Source organism: Methylobacterium durans (assembly GCF_003173715.1).
Classification (GTDB): Bacteria; Pseudomonadota; Alphaproteobacteria; order Rhizobiales; family Beijerinckiaceae; genus Methylobacterium; species Methylobacterium durans.
In genome coordinates this window covers 4,062,371-4,081,598 of record NZ_CP029550.1, presented here as the reverse complement: position 1 = coordinate 4,081,598, position 19,228 = coordinate 4,062,371, and the positions used below count along the sequence as shown (strand labels likewise).

Sequence of the window (19,228 nt, the reverse complement as noted above, 5' to 3'; positions counted from 1 at the left end):
GAACCGTGGCCGCCGCATCCTGTTCGGATCCCATGGCGCGTCCGGCGCCCCTTTTCTACGCTCGGTCAGGCCCGCGTCCCTGGGCCGGACCGAGGATCGGCGGTCGACGATGGCATGACGGACGACGACAGATCGGCCCTCGACGCGTTCGGCCTCGCCGAAGGCATCTTCGCGGCCGCCTTCAGCGCCAGTCCGACGCCGATGGTCGTCACCGATGCGCGCCGGTCCGATCACCCGATCGTCTGGGCGAACACGGCCTTCCTCACGCTCACCGGCTACGGCCTCGACGAGTTGCGCGGGCGCAATTGCCGGATGCTTCAGGGCCCCGATTCCGACCCCGCCGAGATCCGCCGGATCCGCGAGGCGGTCGACGCCGCGCGAACGATCGAGTGCGAGCTGTTCAACTACCGGCGCGACGGCACGCCCTTCTGGAACGCGATGACCATCGCTCCTGTTCGCGATGCCTCCGGTGAGGTGGCATATTTCTTCGCGGCCCAGGCCGACATGACCGACAAGCGCCGCCTCGAGATGGCGATGCGCGGCACGAACGACGAGTTGGAGCGGCAGGTCGATGCCCGCACCGCCGATCTGCAATCGGCCCTGGAGCAGAAGACGGCGTTGCTCCACGAAGTCGACCACCGGGTGAAGAACAATCTGCAGGTGATCTCCTCGCTGATGCTGCTCAAGGCGCGGCGCACGCCGGAGGGCGAGGCCCGAGATGCTCTTCAGAGCATGGCCGAACGCGTCGGAGCCCTCTCGACCGCCCACCGCATGCTCTACTCGGCCGGGGATGTCTCGCGTTTCAACCTGCAGGACTTCGCCGCCGACCTTCTGGCCGACCTCGGCGCGGGCCTCGACGGTGAGCGGACGACACTCCGGTCGGAAGTCGATCCGGTCGCGGTCTCGGCCGCGATGGCCGCACCGCTGGCCCTGATGATCCACGAACTCGCCACCAACGCGGCCCGCCACGCCTTCCCCGGCGGCAGGCCCGGTCGGATTTCCGTCACCGCACGGCGGGACGGGCCATCCCTGCATCTCCTGATCGAGGACGACGGTGTCGGAATGAGCGCGACCGGCACCAACCCGGCGGGATTTGGCCGTAGCCTCGCCGAGATGGTGGTGCGGCAGCTGCGGGGCACGATCGTCTGGGCGGATGCATCACCCGGCACGCGGGTCGACATTCGCCTTCCGCTCGATGGTAGCGATTGAAGCGAACGTGCGGTCTGGGGTTGCGAAGCGAAGGGATGCGCTGCCGAGATGTCCGAGGCGGAGCATCCGAATCAGGGAGAGGGCATGACGGCAGATCCCGCAATGCGCATCCTCGTGGTCGAGGACGAGGTGCTCATCGCGCTGGAACTCGAGTACCTGCTGCAGGATCTCGGCTACGTCACGGTGGGCGTCGCCGGAAGCTCTGCCGAGGCGATCGCGCTCGGCCGCTCGACGAGCCCGGATGTGGCGCTCGTCGATATCCACCTGATTGACGGACCGACCGGCGTCGATGTCGCCCGGGCGCTGAGCGCCGACCCGCGCACGACGGTGGTCTTCATGACCGCCAACAGCAAGCGCATCCCCGAGGATTTCGCGGGCGCCTTCGGGGTGATCGCCAAACCCTATTCCGAGCGCGTGGTGGCGAGCGCCCTCACCTACGTCGCCGAGCGCCGGTCCGGCGGTCGCCCTCGCGCGGCCCCCGACGGTTTCAGCCTGGCCCCCGTGCCGTAGGTCTTCAGCGCGTCGCCGCACGCTCCCGCTTCAGGCCGTAGAGCGCTTCCAGCGCCTCCCGCGGTGTCATCGCGTCGGGATCGATCGCGTCGAGCATCGCGCCGAGCGCGTCGTCCTCGGCCGGCGCCGGGGGCTCGGGCGGCGGAGGGGGGGCGAGGCTCGCGAACAGCGGCAGGTCGTCGATGCGCGGCCGTCCCGGGCGGTCGCGCTCTGCCTTCTCCAGACCCTTGAGGATGGCGCCGGCCCGGACGATCACGCCTGCCGGAAGCCCCGCGAGGCGCGCGACCTGCAGGCCGTAGGAGCGCTCGGCCACCCCGGGAACGACCTCGTGCAGGAACACGACCTCCCCCCGGTGCTCGGCCACCCTCAAGGTTGCGTTATCGAGGCGCGCGAGGCGCTGGCTCAGCGCCGTCAGCTCGTGAAAATGGGTGGCGAACAGGGCTCGGCAGGAATTCACCTCGTGCAGGTGCTCCAGGCAGGCCCAGGCGATCGAAAGCCCGTCGAACGTCGCCGTCCCACGCCCGATCTCATCGAGGATGACGAGGGAGCGGCGGCTCGCCTGATTCAGAATGGCGGCCGTCTCCACCATCTCGACCATGAAGGTCGATTGGCCGCGAGCGAGGTCGTCCGCCGCGCCGACGCGCGAGAACAGACGGTCGACGAGTCCGATATGTGCGCGCGCTGCCGGAACGAACGCGCCCATCTGCGCCAGCACGGCGATCAGCGCGTTCTGCCGCAGGAAGGTCGATTTGCCGCCCATGTTCGGGCCGGTGATGAGGCGGATGCGCCCGCGGCCCTCGCCCGAAAGGTCGCAATCGTTGGCAATGAAGGGCTCGCCGGTGCGCCTGAGGGCCGCCTCGACCACAGGATGGCGCCCCCCCTCGATCGCGAAGGCGAGGCTGTCGTCGACTTGCGGACGCGCCCAGCTCTGCTCGACGGCGAGTTCGGCGTGACTCCCCGCCACGTCGAGCCCGGCCAGCGCCTCCGCCACCTGCGCGATCGCCGCGGTCTGCGCGAGCACGCTGGTGGCGAGTTCCTCGAACACTGCCCCTTCGAGGGCGAGCGTGCGGTCCGAGGCGCCGGAGATCTTGGTCTCCAACTCGCCGAGTTCGACGCTCGTGAAGCGCATCGCGTCGACCATGGTCTGCCGATGCACGAAGGTCTCGCGCATCAAGCCCTTCAGGCAGGACTCGCCCACCGCCTGCGGAACCTCGATGTAGTAACCGAGCACGTTGTTGTGCTTGATCCGGAGGGTCCGGCAGCCGGTCTCGTCGGCGTAGCGGGCCTGCAGCGCGGCGATCACCTTTCGTGAATCCTGGCCGAGGAGGCGCGCCTCGTCGATCTCCGGATGGTAGCTGGCACGCACGAAATTGCCGTCGCGCCGGTTGAGCGGCAGCTCGTCGGCGAGCGCCGCCCGAAGGGTCTCGACGAGATCAGTATCGGCACCCGCAAGGTGCTTGCCGAGGCGCCCAAGGCCGTCCGGCAGTGCCTGGACCTCGGACAGACGCGCCGCGATCAGGGCCGCCGCGTCGAGCCCGTCTCGGATCGCGGCGAGATCGCGAGGACCGCCGCGCCCGAGGCCGAGGCGCGAGAGGGCGCGGGCGAGGTCCGGCGCGCGGGCGAGCGCATCGCGCAGCGATCGACGCAGGGCGTGATCTTCGAAGAGGAAGGCCACCGCCTCCTGGCGTCGCGCGATGGCCTTCAGCTTCATCAGCGGCCCGGCGAGATGCTCGGCCAGCAGCCGCGCTCCGCTCGCCGAGACGGTGCGGTCGATCGCGTCGAGAAGGCTTCCTGCCCGCTCGCCCGAGAGCGTCCGGGTCAATTCGAGGTTCGCCCGCGTCGCCGCGTCGATCGAGAGGGTGGCGCCGCTCGCCTCGCGGGCGGGCGGGCTTAGCGGCGGGCGGGCCCCGATCTGCGTGCGCTCGATGTAGAGGAGGGCCGCGCCCGCGGCCGCGACTTCGGCGCGGGAGAAGCTGCCGAAGCCCTCCAGCGTCGAGACGCCGAACTGCGCCTTGATCCGTCGCTCGGCGGAGGCCGGTTCGAGTTCGGCCTGCGCCAGCGGGGTCACTGGCGCCGACACATCCTTCCACAGCCTCGCGAGGGCGGGGTCGGCGTGGATTGCCTCCGACAGGACGATCTCGCGCGGATCGTGCCGGGCGACGGCGCCGGAGAGATCCGCGCCCGTCACCTCGCTCAAGGAGAAGCGCCCGGTCGAGATATCGAGCGCCGCGAGCCCGTAGGCGAAGGCATCCTCCGCGACCTTCCGGCGGCCGATCGCGAGGAGAAGGTTCGCCCGGCCAGGATCGAGAAGCCGGTCTTCCGTGATCGTGCCGGGGGTGACGAGGCGCACGACCTCGCGCCGCACTACCGATTTAGGGCCCCGCTTCTTGGCGTCGGCCGGATCCTCGGTCTGCTCGCAGACCGCAACGCGGTGACCGAGCGCGATCAGGCGGTTCAGGTAATCGTCGGCCCGGTCGATCGGCACGCCGCACATCGGGATGTCGGCGCCCGCGTGCTTGCCGCGCTTGGTCAGCACGATGCCCAGCGCTCGCGAGGCCACCTCGGCGTCCTCGAAGAACAGCTCGTAGAAGTCGCCCATCCGGTAGAACAGCAGGCAATCCGGGTTGGCGGCCTTGATCTCGATGTACTGGGCCATCATCGGCGTGGCGCCCGGCACGGCCGGGCCGGACGCGCTCACGGCCTCGTCCGCGGGGCGGGCTCTCGCGATCGATCGAATAGCAGCTTGGGCCATGTCCGCTTCATAGCAGAGCGGGCGGGCCGAATCAGGGCGGCGGATGGTTTCGGCTGGGGAGAATGGAGCCGACGATGGGGCTCCCCTGTAACCGTGCGATGGGCCGGCGCCCGAGCCCGATCTTGTACGGTTTGTGCGCAATCGATAGGCGGCCTCCGGAGGAGGAGCCCATGACCGAGCCAACCAACCTGCCGAAGCGTGCCAAGCGCCCGACTTTCACCGACGACGAGGCCCTGCATTTCCACGCTCAGGGGCGCCCGGGCAAGCTGGAGGTCGTCGCCACGAAGCCGATGGCGACGCAGCGCGACCTCTCGCTCGCCTACTCGCCGGGCGTCGCCGTTCCGGTCCTCGCCATCGCGGACGACCCGGCGAAGGCCTACGACTACACGGCCAAGGGCAACCTCGTCGCCGTGATCTCGAACGGCACCGCGATCCTTGGGCTCGGCAACCGCGGCGCGCTCGCCTCGAAGCCCGTCATGGAGGGCAAGGCGGTTCTGTTCAAGCGCTTCGCCGACATCGATTCGTTCGACCTCGAAGTCGGCACAGAGGATCCCGAAGCCTTCATCAACTGCGTGCGCTATCTCGGGCCGACCTTCGGCGGCATCAACCTGGAGGACATCAAGGCGCCGGAGTGCTTCATCATCGAGGACCGGCTGCGGGAGCTGATGGATATCCCGGTCTTCCACGACGACCAGCATGGCACCGCGATCATCGCTACGGCGGGGCTGATCAACGCCCTCCACCTCACTGGCCGTGCAATCGCCAGCGCGAAGCTCGTGGTGAACGGCGCCGGAGCCGCCGGCATCGCCTGTATCGAACTCCTCAAGGCGTTGGGGTTCGGGCACGACAACGTCATCCTTTGCGACACCAAGGGCGTCGTCCACGAGGGGCGCACCGATGGCATGAATCAATGGAAGTCGGCCCACGCCGTGCGGACCGAGAAGCGGACGCTGGCGGAAGCGATGGAGGGCGCCGACATCGTCTACGGCCTCTCGGTCAAGGGCGCTTTCTCGGCCGATATGATCCGCTCGATGGCGCCGAACCCGATCATCTTCGCGATGGCGAACCCGGACCCCGAGATCACCGTGGAGGAGGTCGGGCAGATCCGCACCGACGCGATCGTGGCGACCGGCCGCTCGGACTACCCGAACCAAGTCAACAACGTCCTGGGCTTCCCCTACATCTTCCGCGGCGCGCTCGACGTGCATGCCAGCTCGATCAATATGGAGATGAAGATCGCTGCGGCCGAGGCTCTCGCGCATCTCGCCCGCGAGGATGTGCCGGACGAGGTCGCAGCTGCCTACCAGGGCGAGCGCCCGCGTTTCGGGCGCGATTACATCATCCCCGTCCCCTTCGATCCGCGCCTCATCCATACGGTGCCGCCCGCCGTCGCCAAGGCCGCGATGGAGACGGGCGTCGCGCGCAAGCCGATCGAGGACATGGCCGCCTACCGCGACCGCCTCTCGGCCCGGCGCGATCCCGTGGCGGGCATCCTCAACCGCGTGTTCGAGGAGGTGCGCAAGGCGCCGAAACGCGTCGTTTTCGCGGAGGGCGAGGAAGAACTCGTGATCCGCGCGGCGGTGACCTTCGCCAACCAGGGCCTCGGCACGGCGATCCTCGTCGGGCGCGAGGATCGCGTCATGGCCAACGCCGCCGCGATGGGGATCGATCTGTCGGGGCGCGATACGATCGAGATCCACAACGCGGCGCTCTCTCACCGCAACGCCGAGTACGCGCAGGCGCTCTACGGGCGGATGCAGCGCCACGGCTACCTGTTCCGCGACTGCCAGCGTCTGATAAACCAAGACCGCAACCACTTCGCGGCGACCATGGTGGCGCTCGGCGACGCCGACGCGATGGTGACGGGCGTCACCCGCAACTACTCGATCGCGCTCGACGACGTCCGTCGCGTCATCGACGAGAAACCGGGACACCGGCTGATCGGCCTCTCGGTCTGCCTCGCCCGCGGGCGCACCGTGATGGTCGCCGACACTGCCATCACCGAGATGCCATCGGCCGAGGAACTCGCCGAGATCGCCATCGAGGCGGCGGGTGCCGCGCGCCGGCTCGGCACCGAGCCGCGAGTGGCGCTCCTCTCCTTCTCGACCTTCGGCCATCCACGGGGCGAGCGCATGGAGAAGGTCCGGGAGGCCGTGCGCATCCTCGACCGGCGCCAGGTCGATTTCGTGTACGAGGGCGAGATGGCGGCCGATGTCGCACTCGATAAGGACCTGATGGCCCAATATCCGTTCAGCCGCCTCAGGGAGCCGGCGAACGTGCTGGTGATGCCCGCGTTCCACTCCGCCGCGATCTCGACCAAGATGCTGCAGGAACTCGGCGGCGCCATGGTGCTCGGGCCCCTCCTCGTCGGCCTCGACAGGGCGGTGCAGATCGTGCCGCTCGGGGCGACCGACGCCGACCTCGTCAACATGGCCGCGCTCGCCGCCTTCGACATCGGCGGCTGACCCGACGCGATGAGGGCCGGCGCGGGATGCCAGCCCTCCGGATGATCAGGGCTTTGTCGAGAGGTCAGTAGCGCGGGCCGCCGGAGGTAGTGCCGCGCTGCTGCATGTAGCTGGGGCGCTCAGGGTTGCGGGCGTTCGGATCGCCGTGGCGCATGCGATGACGGTTGACGTGCCGCCGGTACATCCGGTGGTGCGTTCGCCAATGGTGCATGCGGCGGTGGGCGATCGGCTCCGCTGCGGTCTCGGCAGCCAGGAGGCCGGGTGCGGGAACGGCCGGGGCCGCCGAGGCGGCAGTCAGTCCGAGGCCGCCGAGTATCATGCCGGCCGCGAGGGTAAGAGAAAGCTTCGTCATCAAATCCGGTCCCTTCGTGCAGGCGGCGGTGGACTGACGCGGTAAGCGGGCCAGGCCAGTTAAGTTCCGAGATTGTGCTTGATGAAAGCTGGCTTTATGCTCGAAACTACAGAAGGAATATATACGATTTTCGGACGTACGAGCATATATTCATCGTAAATATGTATGTGCGTCAAGTAATTCTATTTTTGGTTGCAAAACGCCGTCACCGGCCGCATGCGCTCGCGTGATGCCCGTCTCATCCTCGTTCGCAGCTGCCCCGCTCCCGATCGACGCCGTGCTGCCGGCCCTGGCAGCCGCGTTGCACCGCCGCAGTTCGGCGGTGCTCGTCGCTCCCCCCGGGGCCGGCAAGACCACGCGGGTGCCGCTTGCTCTCCTCGACGCGCCCTGGCTCGCCGGTCGGAAGATCGTGCTCTTGGAGCCGCGCCGTCTCGCGGCGCGGGGCGCGGCCGAGCGGATGGCGGCGACGCTCGGCGAGCGCGTCGGGGACACGGTCGGACTTCGGGTGCGGCTGACCTCGAAGATCTCGGCCCGCACTCGCATCGAGGTCGTCACCGAGGGCGTCTTCACGCGCATGATTCTGGACGATCCTGAGTTGTCGGGCGTCGGCGCGGTGCTGTTCGACGAATTTCACGAGCGCTCCCTCGACGCCGATCTCGGCCTCGCACTGGCCGCCGACGCGCAAGGCGGCCTGCGCGAGGATCTGCGCCTGCTCGTGATGTCGGCGACTCTCGACGGCGCCCGGGTGGCCCGCTTGCTCGGCGAGGCGCCCGTGCTCGAATCCGAGGGGCGCGCATTTCCCGTGGAGACCCGCTACACCGAGCGCGATCCGAACCGGCGGATTGAGGACACGATGACGGACGCGGTCCTGCGGGCGCTCCGTGCCGATCCCGGCTCGATCCTCGCGTTTCTGCCCGGCCAGGGCGAGATCCGCAGGGTTGCCGACGCGCTCGCGGAGCGCGTCGGGTCCGAGATCGAGATCGCGCCCCTCTACGGTGCCCTCACCCAGGCCGAACAGGACCGGGCGGTGGCGCCCGCGCCGCCCGGCCGCCGCAAGGTGGTGCTGGCGACCAGCATCGCCGAGACCTCGCTGACGATCGAGGGCGTGCGCATCGTCGTCGATTCCGGCCTATCGCGCGTCCCGGTCTACGAGCCGGGCATCGGACTCACCCGTCTCGTCATGGCGCGGGCCTCGCGGGCGTCGATCGACCAGCGCCGTGGGCGCGCGGGACGCACCGAGCCCGGAGTGTGCTGGCGCCTCTGGTCGGAGGCGGCGACGAGCGCGCTCGACCCGTTCGGTCGGCCAGAGATCCTGGCGGCGGACCTCGCCGGCCTCGTCCTCGACTGCGCGGCCTGGGGCGTGACCGATCCGACCACCCTCGCCTTCCTTGACCCGCCGCCCAAACCGGCGCTCACTGAGGCGCGCGCGATGCTGCGCGACCTCTCGGCCATCGACGCGGACGAGCGTTTGACCGCGATCGGCGCACGCTTGCGGGCGCTGCCGCTGCCACCACGCCTCGCACGGATGGTGGTGAGCGCCGCGGAGAACGGGCAAGCGCGCGCGGCCGCGGACATCGCCGCTGTCCTCGTTGAGCGCGGACTCGGTGGCGACGGTGCGGACATCGCTGATCGCGTCGAGCGTTTCCGCCGGGATCGGGGTGGGCGCGCCGCCGACATGCGGCGCCTCGCTGAGGGCTGGGCGCGGCAGGCGGGCGGTCGGCAGAACTCGGAGGCGCCGGACACGGGCGCTTTGCTGGCCCTGGCCTACCCGGATCGGGTCGCCCGTGCCCGCGGCCGCGAGGGCGAGTTCGTGATGGTGAACGGTCGCGCCGGACGCCTCGACCCTGCCGCAACCCTCGCCCGCGAGCCGTTCCTCGTCGTGGCGGATCTCGCGGGCGCCGCGGGCAGCGCGCGGATCCTCGCCGCGGCCGCGATCGGCGTCGACGCGATCGAGGCTTCGTTCGCGGATCGGATCGTGGCCGGCGCCAGCGTGGTGTTCGATCCGGCCTCGCGCTCGTTGCGCGCGCGGGCGGTCAGGCGCCTCGGCGCGATCAATCTCGGCGAGCGCACGCTGCCTGTGCCGGCCGATGCCGAGAGCGCCGCGATCCTCGCCCGCGGTGTCAGCCAGGTGGGTCTCGACGCTCTTCCCTGGACCCCGGCGCTCCGGCAACTCGTCGCCCGCATCTGCTTCCTGCGCGCCGCCGAGGGCGACGTCTGGCCCGACCTCTCGGACCAGGCCCTCGTGGCTGATCCGGAATCGTGGCTCGCCCCCGCCATTCTCGGGCGGACGAGCCTCGACGCGGTGACGGCGGACGATCTCGCTCGCGCCCTCGACGCGTTCCTGCCCTGGACCCTGCGCTCCCGCCTCGACGCGGAGGCCCCGACCCACATCACCGTGCCGACAGGCTCGCGCATCCCGATCGCATACGAGGCCCACGGCGAACCGGTGCTCGCCGTTCGCGTGCAGGAGCTGTTCGGCCTCGACCGGCATCCGGTGATCGGCGGTGGGCGCGTCCCCCTCGTCCTGCACCTGCTCTCGCCGGCTTCGCGTCCCATCCAGATCACGCGCGATCTGCCGGGCTTCTGGCGCGGCTCCTGGGCTGCAGTCCGCTCGGATCTGCGCGGGCGCTACCCGCGCCACCCCTGGCCCGAGGATCCGCTGAATGAGGCTCCGACCCGGAGGGCGAAGCCGAGGGGGACCTGAGCGCCGCTCATGCGCCGGGGCTGGCCGGTCCCGGGCCGCGTCTGCGTGTCGGCGCTGGCACACGCGCCGGGCCGAGCGGCGTGAGCCGCGCGACGACCGGGTTCGGCTCGTGGTCGAGGGCGGCTCCCGTATAGGCGTCGACTCCGACGCCGATCAGGCCGCCTGACAGGACATTGCCGGCCATGCCAACTGCGCCCCGCGTCGCCACCGTCGTGCGCACCGGGACCGTCTCCGGCCGATAGCCCGGCAGCGTGAAGGTCGCGTCGAACGCGTCAGAGCGGTCCACATCAAGCGTGCAGGGGGTCGACGCGCAGGCGTATTTCCGTGGCGTCGTCACCGTCGCGCCGGATGGCTCAGAGATGAACGTCACGGGCTCGCTGGTCCCCCGCGTGATGCTACCGCACGCGCCGACAGCCGTGGCTACAAGGGCCGCGGCACAGAGGCCACCTCTCACACTGCTTCCCCGAAGATCTTGCGACCGCACTTCTGGCGGCTGCTCGTCGATCGTGCCCAGTTCTTCTATTCTGATCAAGAAAAATCAGTCGATCTCGGCACGCATGCATCGACGCACTCGACATGACCAAGCATTTTTACGCGCGGAAATTGATAATGCCCTAACATTTCAATTGGCAGATGCTTGTTTTCGATCGACGCGTCGGCAGGCGGAAGTGGCGACGTCCGAGATGCCGGCCCGCCATCGCCTCCGCGGCTTATCCGTCGGCCGCGATTCAGTGAACCTGCGCGCCGTCAACGACCCGCTTCGCCGCCTCGAATGCTTCATCAGCGTCGAGTTCTGTCGTGTCGAGGATGACCGCGTCCGCCGCTGCCTTGAGGGGTGCCGTCGCGCGCGAGGCGTCGCGGGCGTCCCGCGCCTCGATGTCGGCGAGGATCGCGGACAGGGTCGTCTCCTCGCCGCGCAGCGCCAGCTCGCGATGGCGGCGGCGGGCTCGCTCGCTGGCCGAGGCCGTAATGAAGAGTTTCACCCGCGCCTCTGGGCAGACGACCGTGCCGATGTCGCGCCCGTCGAGCACCGCACCGACCGCGCTCCCGGCGAAGCGCTGCTGCAGGGCGAGGAGCGCCGCGCGGACGGCTGGCACTGCCGAGATGCGGGAGGCCGCCTCCCCCATCGCGCGCTCGCGCAGACGCGGATCGGCCAGCTTGTCGGCGATGAGCGAAGCCGCAGCGCGGGCCGCGGCGGCTTCGTCTTCGAGGGAGAGGCCGGCATCGAGCATCGCCATCGCCACCGCGCGGTAGAGGAGGCCGGTATCGAGGTGCGGCAAGCCGTAATGGTCGGCCAAGCGCTTCGCCAGCGTCCCCTTTCCGGAGGCGGCCGGACCGTCGATCGCGATCACCATCGGCGCGCTCACGCCGCGACCTCCCCGCGGATGTCGGCGCCGAGGGCGCGCATCGTCGGCAGGAAGCTGGGAAAGCTCGTGGCGATCATGGCACCGTCGTCGACGGTGACGGGATCGCGGGTGGCGAGCCCGAGCACGAGGAACGCCATGGCGATGCGGTGATCGAGATGCGTCGCCACCGTGCCGCCGCCCCTCGGTGCGATGCCGTCACCCGTCACGATGAGATCGTCTCCCTCGATCACATGATCGATCCCGTTCTGCTTCAGTCCGTCCGCCACCGCGGCGAGGCGGTCCGATTCCTTCACGCGCAGTTCGTGCAGACCGTTCATGCGGGTCGGTCCCTCCGCAAACGCGGCTGCGACAGCGAGAATCGGATACTCGTCGATCATCGCGGGCGCACGCTCGGCCGGCACATCGACACCCTTGAGGCGGCTCGCCCGCACGCGCAGATCCGCAACCGTCTCGCCGCCCTCCTCGCGTTCGTCGAGACGCTCGATCTCGGCGCCCATCTCTAGGAGCGTGGTGATGAGGCCGGTGCGCAGCGGATTCATCATGACGCCGCGGATGGTGACGTCCGAGCCCGGCACGATCAGCGCCGCGACGAGCGGGAAGGCCGCCGAGGACGGATCGGCGGGCACCACCACGTCGGTGCCGCGGAGCGTCGGCTGGCCGGTGAGGGCCACGGCGCGGCCGTGACCGCCCGGCCCGTGCGGAGTGACCGCAACTTCGGCGCCGAACAGGCGCAGCATCCGCTCGGTGTGGTCCCGGGTCGCTTCCCGCTCGATCACCGTGGTGATCCCCGGTGCGTTGAGGGCCGCGAGCAGCACCGCCGACTTGATCTGTGCCGAGGCCGCGGGCGTCTCGTAGGTGATCGGGATCGCCTCGCGAGGGCCGCGCAGCGTCAGGGGCACGCGGCCGCCGTCCGCTTCGTCGAGGATTTCGGTGCCCATGCGCAGGAGCGGGTCGAGGATGCGCCGCATCGGGCGCTTCCGGAGCGAGGCATCGCCGTCGAACGTCGCGGTCACGGGCTGGCCTCCGACCACGCCCATCATCAGCCGGGAGCCGGTGCCGGCATTGCCGAAATCGAGGGTCTCGGCCGGGTCGCTCAGCCCGCCGATGCCGACGCCGCGCACGATCCAACGCCCCTCGCCGAGGCGTTCCATGCCGGCGCCGAGGGCCCTAGAAGCGGCCGCGGTGCGCAGCACGTCGTCGCCTTCGAGCAGCCCCTCCACTCGCGTCTCGCCCTGCGAGAGCAGGCCGAGAATCATCGCGCGATGCGAGATCGACTTGTCGCCAGGCGGACGGAGCGATCCGGTCAAGCGCTGGCCGGGCGCGGCGGTGAGAGGCTGGGGATCGGAATCGTGGGACACGGGCGTCGGCTTCGCTGGAGGCGATCGGATGGCGGGCCGGTTATCATGCGCGCCGCCCGCCGTCATCCGGCAGGATCGGCAGCATGGCCCTGAGGCCCCGGGACGGTGCCAAAATTCCACCGAAGCCCTGTTGGCGCCTCACGAAACGCCGGCATTTGACACGGGCGCCCGGCGCGACTAACGGGGCCCCTCTCCCAGATCCGCACCTTAGAGGTTTTCGCCCGTGGCCAGACCGGAACTCGGCATGAAGCGCCAATGCATGAGCTGCGGCGCGAAATTCTACGACCTCGACCGCGATCCCGCGATCTGTCCGAAATGCGGCACCGTCTACCAAGCCGTCGCCACGAGCCGCGTGGCCGCCCCGGCCCTGGCCGCTCGCTCGACCGACGAGGACGAGGATACGGACGACAAGGGTCCGGAGATGGTCTCGCTCGACGAGGTCGAGGCTGCCGAGGACGACGCGGATACCTCGACGGATGACGATTCCAGTGACGACGCTGACAGCGGCGACAGCGACGACGACACCTTCCTCGAAGAGGAGGATTCCGGCGACGACGACGTGTCCGACCTGATCGACGGCGACATCGAGAACGACGAGGAAAGCTGAGGCGGCCGATTCCGCGCCCTCCATCTCCGTCCGGCGAAGCGCTGCCGGGTGCCAGCGAAAAACGGCTCCGCTGAGCGAAAAAAGGGGTTGAGTCCGGGCCGGGAGCCGCCTATAGAACCGGCCTCGCCGGCGGGCACTACGGACCCGGCGGCGAGACGAACTCCGCGGACGCTTCCAGCCGCCGCGGTGGATAGAGTGGGGCCTTAGCTCAGCTGGGAGAGCGCTTCCATGGCATGGAAGAGGTCATCGGTTCGATCCCGTTAGGCTCCACCATCCCCTCCTCTACGATTTCTAGAATCTGGACCATTTCGCCGACAGCTTCTATCGCGGGGCATCTCCACCTGCGAGGGTACGCGCGTGAGACGGGCTGCCTATATCCGAGCTGCGATGGCGATGCTTGTTCCGATCGTTCCCGTCCATGCCGAGGCGCCCGGGGCGCGGTCGGACGAGGCCACTCGGCCCGGCCCGGACACGGCTGAGGCGACGGCACTGATCGAGACATTGAAGGCGCGGCTCCTCTCGGGCCCGAGCGCCACCTCCGTGTTGGAAGCGTGGTGCGCGGAACGCGGCCTCGCCGAGGTGCCGAGTCTCGTGGCCCGGCGCGTCGGAGCGCCGGAGAAGCCTTTGAGCGAGGCCCAGGCCCGGCGCCTCGCCCTCGCTCCGGACGAACCGGTCCGCTACCGCCGCGTCCGGCTCACCTGCGGCGAGCACATCCTTTCCGAGGCCGATAACTGGTACGTCCCGGGCCGCCTCACAGCCGCAATGAACGCCGCGCTCGCCGACAGCGACACGCCCTTCGGCCGCGTTGTGAAGCCCCTCGATCCCAGCCGGCGCAATCTCGGCGTTCGCATGATCTGGAACACCGCGTCCGCGCATCGGCCCGCGCCGGACGAGGCTCTGTTCGCGGTCGAGGCTGTGCTCTCGACCGGAGACGGCAAGCCGTTCTGCGAGGTCGCCGAGATCTACAAGGGCGCCGTCCTCGGACCTCGCTGAGGCATCGCCCGTGCGACGCCGAAGTTGCATACCGTGTCTGCGAAGAATCCGGCGCGTGACCCGTCGGGACAGTGTGGGCTCGCATCTCGAGCCTTGCCGAAGCCAGACCGCGAACGCTAAAACTCGTTCAAGGTCCGCAACGGTACCGATGGGAGGAACCACGAATGACAAAGACGCGCGTGCGCCACCTGCTCCCCGCCCTGCTTCTCGCTCTCACCGCCGTCGCGTCGTCCGCGCAGGCGCAGAAGGGGGGCGACGCGAGCGGTGTCTGGCTGACCGAGACGGGAGATTCGAAGGTGCGCCTGAGCCGTTGCGGCAGCGGCCTGTGCGGCACGATCGTCAGTACCTCCGGCAAGGGCATCGACGAGAACAACCCGAACCCATCGCTGCGCACCCGCAGCGTGGTCGGCATGCAGATCGTCAACGCCACGACACCGACCGCAGACGGCTACGAGGGGACGCTCTACAACCCGAAGGACGGGAAGACCTACGCGGGCAGCCTCAAGGTGACCGGCCCGAGCACGATCGAGGTCGCGGGCTGCGTGATGAGCGTCTTCTGCAAGCGCCAGACCTGGAAGCGCGTGAACTGAGGCCGCGCCCGCTTCACATCCGAGGGCCGCTCGGCGGATCTCCGACGAACCGGGGCTCCGCCGAGGAATCCTCACTCAGGCTGCGGCGGAGAGAGCGTCCGCGATGGCAGCCAGGGCCGCTTCGGCGCCCGCTCCGTTCGGGCCACCGGCCTGGGCCATGTCGCGGCGCCCGCCGCCGCCCTTGCCGCCGAGATGGCCGGCACCGGCCCGCACCAGACCGACTGCGTCGTACCGCTCCGTCAGATCCTCGGTGACGCCGACCACCAGGCCGGCCTTGCCGTCCGCAGCGACGCCCACGATCGCGACGATGCCCGATCCGAGACGGCTCTTGCCCTCGTCGGCCAGGCTCTTGAGGTCGCGCATTTCAACGCCCTCGACGACGCGGGCCATCAGCTTGACGCCGTTCACGTCGCGAGCCGCATCGCCCCCCTGAGCGCCCCCGCCCATCGCGAGCTTCTTCCGTGTCTCAGCGAGTTCCCGCTCCAGGCGGCGGCGATCCTCCATCAGGGCCGAGAGGCGCTCGGCCACGTCGGCGACAGGTGCCTTCAGGATGCCGGCGAGCGCGCCCAGGGTCCGGCTCTCCTCCGCCCGGTGACGGCGGGCGGCGTTGCCCGTCATCGCCTCGATGCGGCGCACGCCCGCGCCGACGGCGCTTTCCCCCACCACCGTGATCTGGCCGATGTCGCCGGTTTGGGCGGCGTGCGTGCCGCCGCAGAGCTCGATCGAGAAATTCGAAAGGCGCCCGCCCTCGGTCTCGGTACCGGCGGCGTCCACGGGCCGACCCATCGAGACCACCCGGACCTCGTCGCCGTATTTCTCGCCGAACAGCGCGCGGGCTCCGGACTCGATCGCCTCGTCGACCGCCATCAGCTTGGTCACGACCGGAGCGTTCTGAAGGAGAACGGCGTTGGCGATATCCTCGACGGCGCGGAGCTCGGCGTCGTCCATCGGCTTCGGATGGCTGAAGTCGAAGCGCAGGCGCTCGGGCGACACGAGCGAGCCTTTCTGCGCGACATGGTCGCCGAGAACCTGCCGCAGCGCCTCGTGCAGCAGGTGGGTCGCCGAATGGTTGGCGCGGATCGCGTTGCGCCGCGCGTGATCCACCTGCAGCTCCACGGCCTGCCCCAGCGCGAGGCTGCCCTCGTCCACGGTCACATGATGGACGAAGAGATCGCCGAGCTTCTTCTCGGTGCCCGTGATGCGTGCCTTTAGGCCGGCGGCGACGATGAGGCCGGTGTCGCCCACCTGACCGCCCGATTCGGCGTAGAACGGCGTCTGATTGAGGAGCGCGAGGCCGCTCTCACCGGCCTTCAGCGCCTCGACCTCGGCGCCCTCGCGCAGAAGCGAGGTCAGGATACCCTCGGCCGTCTCGGTCTCGTAACCGAGGAACTCGGTCGCGCCGACCCGCTCTCGGATCGCGAACCAAACCGTCTCGGTCGCGGCCTCTCCAGAGCCCGACCAAGCGGCGCGGGCAGCCTGGCGCTGCCGCTCCATCGCCGTGTTGAAGGCCGCCGTATCGACGCCGATGCCGCGGTTCTTGAGGGCGTCCTGCGTCAGGTCGAGGGGGAAGCCGTAGGTGTCGTAGAGCGTGAAGGCGGTCTCGCCCGAGAGATTCTGGCCGGCCGTCAGGTCGCGGCTCTCCGCGTCGAGGATGGCGAGCCCCCGCTCCAGCGTGCGCCGGAACCGGGTTTCCTCGAGACGCAAGGTCTCGGAGATCAGCGGCTCGGCCCGCATCAGCTCGGTGTAGGTCGGACCCATCTCGCGCACCAGAGTCGGGACGAGCCGATACATCACCGGCTCGCGGGCTCCGAGCAGCTCCAGATGGCGCATGGCGCGGCGCATGATCCGGCGCAGCACGTAACCGCGGCCCTCGTTCGAGGGCAGAACCCCATCCGCGATCAGGAAGGACGTCGAGCGTAGGTGATCGGACACGACCTTGTAGGAGGCCGCAGTCTCGGGCGTCGGCGCCCGGCTAACAGCATGCGCCACCGCGTCAATCAGGGCCCGGAAAAGATCCGTCTCGTAGATCGTCGGCACGCCCTGGAGAATCGAGGCCATCCGCTCCAGGCCCATGCCGGTGTCGATCGAGGGCCGCGGGAGCGCCTGGCGCTCGCCGGGGGTCACCTGATCGTACTGCATGAAGACGAGGTTCCAGAACTCCAGGAAGCGGTCGCCGTCCTCGTCGGGGGAGCCGGGCGGGCCGCCTGCGAAGTCCGACCCGCGGTCGATGAAGATCTCCGAGCAGGGCCCGCAGGGGCCGGTATCGCCCATCTGCCAGAAATTGTCGGAGGTGCCGATCCTGATGATCTTGGCGTCGGTGAAGCCCGCGATCTTCCGCCAGAGGCCCGCCGCCTCGTCGTCGTCCGCGTAGACCGTGACGAGCAGGTTCTCGGGCGTGAGGCCGAATTCCTTGGTGATCAGATTCCAGGCCAGCTCGATCGCCTCGGCCTTGAAGTAATCGCCGAAGGAGAAATTACCCAACATCTCGAAGAAGGTCAGGTGGCGGGCAGTGTAGCCGACGTTGTCGAGATCGTTATGTTTGCCGCCAGCGCGCACGCATTTCTGTGCCGTGGTCGCCTTCGTGTAGGGCCGCTTCTCGACCCCGGTGAAGACGTTCTTGAACTGCACCATCCCGGCGTTCGTGAACATCAGCGTCGGGTCGTTCTTCGGCACGAGCGATGACGAGGGCAGCACGGCGTGGCCCGCCTTCGCGAAAGTGTCGAGGAAGGTCGACCGGATCTCGTTGACGCCGCTCATCGAAATAGACTCTGTCCTGATCTGGCCCTGCGCCACGCGCCTCACGGCGAAGCCTGGCTAGCGTTCTCCGTCCTCATAAGGAGAGGCGCGGCGCAAGTCACGGGTGGTTTCGCGCCGGTGAATTCACGTCCGCGTCGCTCCGCGCAACGACCGGCCGAGGGTCCACACCGTTTCTATCGGGGCCCCGCCTATGCCGATCGGAGTCCGACGCCTTGCCGTCGCCTGCTCGCTCGACCCGATCCACTCGGCTGACTTGAATGCGAGAAGGCCCGCCGCGATCTTTCGCGGCGGGCCTTCGCATCGGTCGGGTGCTGCCTGGAATCAGGCCTCGCCCTCGTCGAGGTCGTCGGCGGTCGGCGTCGCGTTCTCGAGGATCCGCTCAGCGACGAGGCCGGAATTCTGGCGGATCGACGCTTCGATCTTGCCTGCGATATCCGGATTGTCGCGCAGGAAGCCCTTGGCATTTTCGCGGCCCTGGCCCAGGCGCTGGCTCGCGTACGAGAACCAAGCCCCGGATTTCTCGACGATGCCGGCCTTCACGCCGAGGTCGATCAGCTCGCCGACCTTCGAGACGCCCTCGCCGAACATGATGTCGAACTCGACCTGCTTGAAGGGCGGCGCGACCTTGTTCTTGACGACCTTGACGCGGACCTGATTGCCGATCGCCTCATCGCGGTCTTTGAGCGTCGAGATACGGCGGATGTCGAGGCGCACCGAGGCGTAGAACTTCAGGGCGTTGCCGCCTGTCGTCGTCTCGGGGCTCCCGTACATCACGCCGATCTTCATCCGGATCTGGTTGATGAAGATGACCATGCAGTTCGAGCGCGAGATCGAGCCCGTCAGCTTGCGCAGGGCTTGGCTCATCAGGCGGGCCTGCAGGCCGGGCTGCGACTCGCCCATCTCGCCCTCGATCTCGGCCCGGGGCGTCAAGGCGGCCACCGAATCAACCACGAGCACGTCGATCGCACCCGAGCGGACGAGGGTGTCGGTGATCTCGAGCGCCTGCTCGCCGGTGTCGGGCTGCGAGATCAGGAGATCGTCCAGATTGACGCCGAGCTTGCGCGCGTAGACCGGATCGAGGGCATGCTCCGCGTCGACGAAGGCGCAGACGCCGCCCTTCTTCTGGGCCTCGGCGATGGTGTGAAGCGCGAGCGTCGTCTTACCCGACGATTCGGGGCCGTAGATCTCGATGACGCGCCCGCGCGGCAGGCCGCCGACGCCGAGAGCGATGTCGAGGCCGAGCGAGCCGGTCGAGACGGTCTCGACCTCCTGCACCTTGTCGGTCTTGCCGAGGCGCATGATCGAGCCCTTGCCGAAGGCGCGCTCGATCTGGGACAGAGCGGCGTCGATCGCCTTGGCCTTGTCCTTATCCATGCTGGGAGCTTCCACCACTTTCAGTGCGGCCTGGGCCATTCGTCGGCATCCTTATGCGTGGAAAGGGCGCCGTTCTCAATGCGCCCGGTTGCCGATTTATGTACCTGTTTTGTTCTCGTCCGGCAAGGGCGTACGGTACGTTGTCCAGCCTTTCGCCAGAGATTGATGCGGCATGCAGGGAGATGCCTGC

General features: G+C 69.1%; 14 protein-coding genes and 1 tRNA gene. 8 read left to right on the top strand and 7 right to left on the bottom strand.

Annotated elements, in window-relative coordinates:
- Positions 1-114: 114 nt before the first annotated feature.
- A complete protein-coding gene (locus DK389_RS18695) occupies positions 115-1,209 on the top strand; it encodes a histidine kinase dimerization/phosphoacceptor domain -containing protein (RefSeq protein WP_109891767.1) in 1,095 nt (364 codons plus the stop codon).
- Between the two features lie 84 nt (positions 1,210-1,293).
- Entirely contained in the window at positions 1,294-1,719 is a 426-nt protein-coding gene (locus DK389_RS18690) for a response regulator (RefSeq protein ID WP_109896564.1), read from the top strand.
- A 4-nt stretch (positions 1,720-1,723) separates the two neighbouring features.
- On the opposite strand, the gene mutS is transcribed toward DK389_RS18690, so the two are convergent.
- Positions 1,724-4,471: a DNA mismatch repair protein MutS gene (mutS, locus tag DK389_RS18685; protein WP_109891765.1), complete on the bottom strand. Its 2,748-nt coding sequence runs from the start codon at positions 4,469-4,471 to the stop codon at positions 1,724-1,726.
- Positions 4,472-4,641: 170 nt separating this feature from the next.
- On the opposite strand from mutS, the gene DK389_RS18680 reads away from it, so the two are divergent.
- A complete protein-coding gene (locus DK389_RS18680) occupies positions 4,642-6,936 on the top strand; it encodes an NADP-dependent malic enzyme (protein ID WP_109891763.1) in 2,295 nt (764 codons plus the stop codon).
- A 64-nt stretch (positions 6,937-7,000) separates the two neighbouring features.
- Here DK389_RS18680 and DK389_RS18675 read toward each other — a convergent pair whose 3' ends face one another.
- On the bottom strand, positions 7,001-7,288 hold the full coding sequence (locus DK389_RS18675) for a hypothetical protein (RefSeq protein WP_109891761.1): 288 nt from the start codon (positions 7,286-7,288) through the stop codon (positions 7,001-7,003).
- Between the two features lie 229 nt (positions 7,289-7,517).
- Here DK389_RS18675 and hrpB point away from each other — a divergent pair, with 229 nt between their 5' ends.
- Entirely contained in the window at positions 7,518-9,992 is a 2,475-nt protein-coding gene (gene hrpB / locus DK389_RS18670) for an ATP-dependent helicase HrpB (RefSeq protein ID WP_109891759.1), read from the top strand.
- 7 nt (positions 9,993-9,999) lie between these two features.
- On the opposite strand, the gene DK389_RS18665 is transcribed toward hrpB, so the two are convergent.
- From DK389_RS18665 to aroA, 3 genes are all read right to left on the bottom strand, one after another.
- Positions 10,000-10,362, bottom strand: coding sequence for a translation initiation factor 2 (locus DK389_RS18665; protein ID WP_236960165.1), 363 nt, complete (start codon positions 10,360-10,362; stop codon positions 10,000-10,002).
- Between the two features lie 358 nt (positions 10,363-10,720).
- Positions 10,721-11,347 carry a (d)CMP kinase gene (cmk, locus tag DK389_RS18660; protein ID WP_109896562.1) on the bottom strand — a complete coding sequence of 209 codons (627 nt, stop codon included), beginning with the start codon at positions 11,345-11,347 and terminating at the stop codon, positions 10,721-10,723.
- An 8-nt stretch (positions 11,348-11,355) separates the two neighbouring features.
- Positions 11,356-12,717 carry a 3-phosphoshikimate 1-carboxyvinyltransferase gene (aroA, locus tag DK389_RS18655; protein ID WP_109896560.1) on the bottom strand — a complete coding sequence of 454 codons (1,362 nt, stop codon included), beginning with the start codon at positions 12,715-12,717 and terminating at the stop codon, positions 11,356-11,358.
- 223 nt (positions 12,718-12,940) lie between these two features.
- On the opposite strand from aroA, the gene DK389_RS18650 reads away from it, so the two are divergent.
- The 4 genes from DK389_RS18650 (at position 12,941) to DK389_RS18635 (ending at position 14,907) form a co-directional block, all read left to right on the top strand.
- Positions 12,941-13,324, top strand: a complete 384-nt coding sequence (locus tag DK389_RS18650; protein WP_109891755.1) for a TIGR02300 family protein — start codon at positions 12,941-12,943, stop codon at positions 13,322-13,324.
- Positions 13,325-13,521: 197 nt separating this feature from the next.
- Positions 13,522-13,597, top strand: a tRNA-Ala gene (locus tag DK389_RS18645).
- A 114-nt stretch (positions 13,598-13,711) separates the two neighbouring features.
- Positions 13,712-14,317, top strand: coding sequence for a hypothetical protein (locus tag DK389_RS18640; RefSeq protein ID WP_236960164.1), 606 nt, complete (start codon positions 13,712-13,714; stop codon positions 14,315-14,317).
- Between the two features lie 164 nt (positions 14,318-14,481).
- Entirely contained in the window at positions 14,482-14,907 is a 426-nt protein-coding gene (locus DK389_RS18635) for a DUF2147 domain-containing protein (RefSeq protein WP_109891753.1), read from the top strand.
- A gap of 75 nt (positions 14,908-14,982) precedes the next feature.
- Here the strand turns inward: DK389_RS18635 and alaS are convergent, their stop codons facing one another.
- Positions 14,983-17,664 carry an alanine--tRNA ligase gene (gene alaS / locus DK389_RS18630; RefSeq protein WP_109891751.1) on the bottom strand — a complete coding sequence of 894 codons (2,682 nt, stop codon included), beginning with the start codon at positions 17,662-17,664 and terminating at the stop codon, positions 14,983-14,985.
- A 321-nt stretch (positions 17,665-17,985) separates the two neighbouring features.
- The gene (gene recA, locus DK389_RS18625) at positions 17,986-19,077 is read right to left on the bottom strand and encodes a recombinase RecA (RefSeq protein WP_109891749.1); all 1,092 of its coding nucleotides are present in this window, start codon (positions 19,075-19,077) and stop codon (positions 17,986-17,988) included.
- Positions 19,078-19,228: the final 151 nt, after the last annotated feature.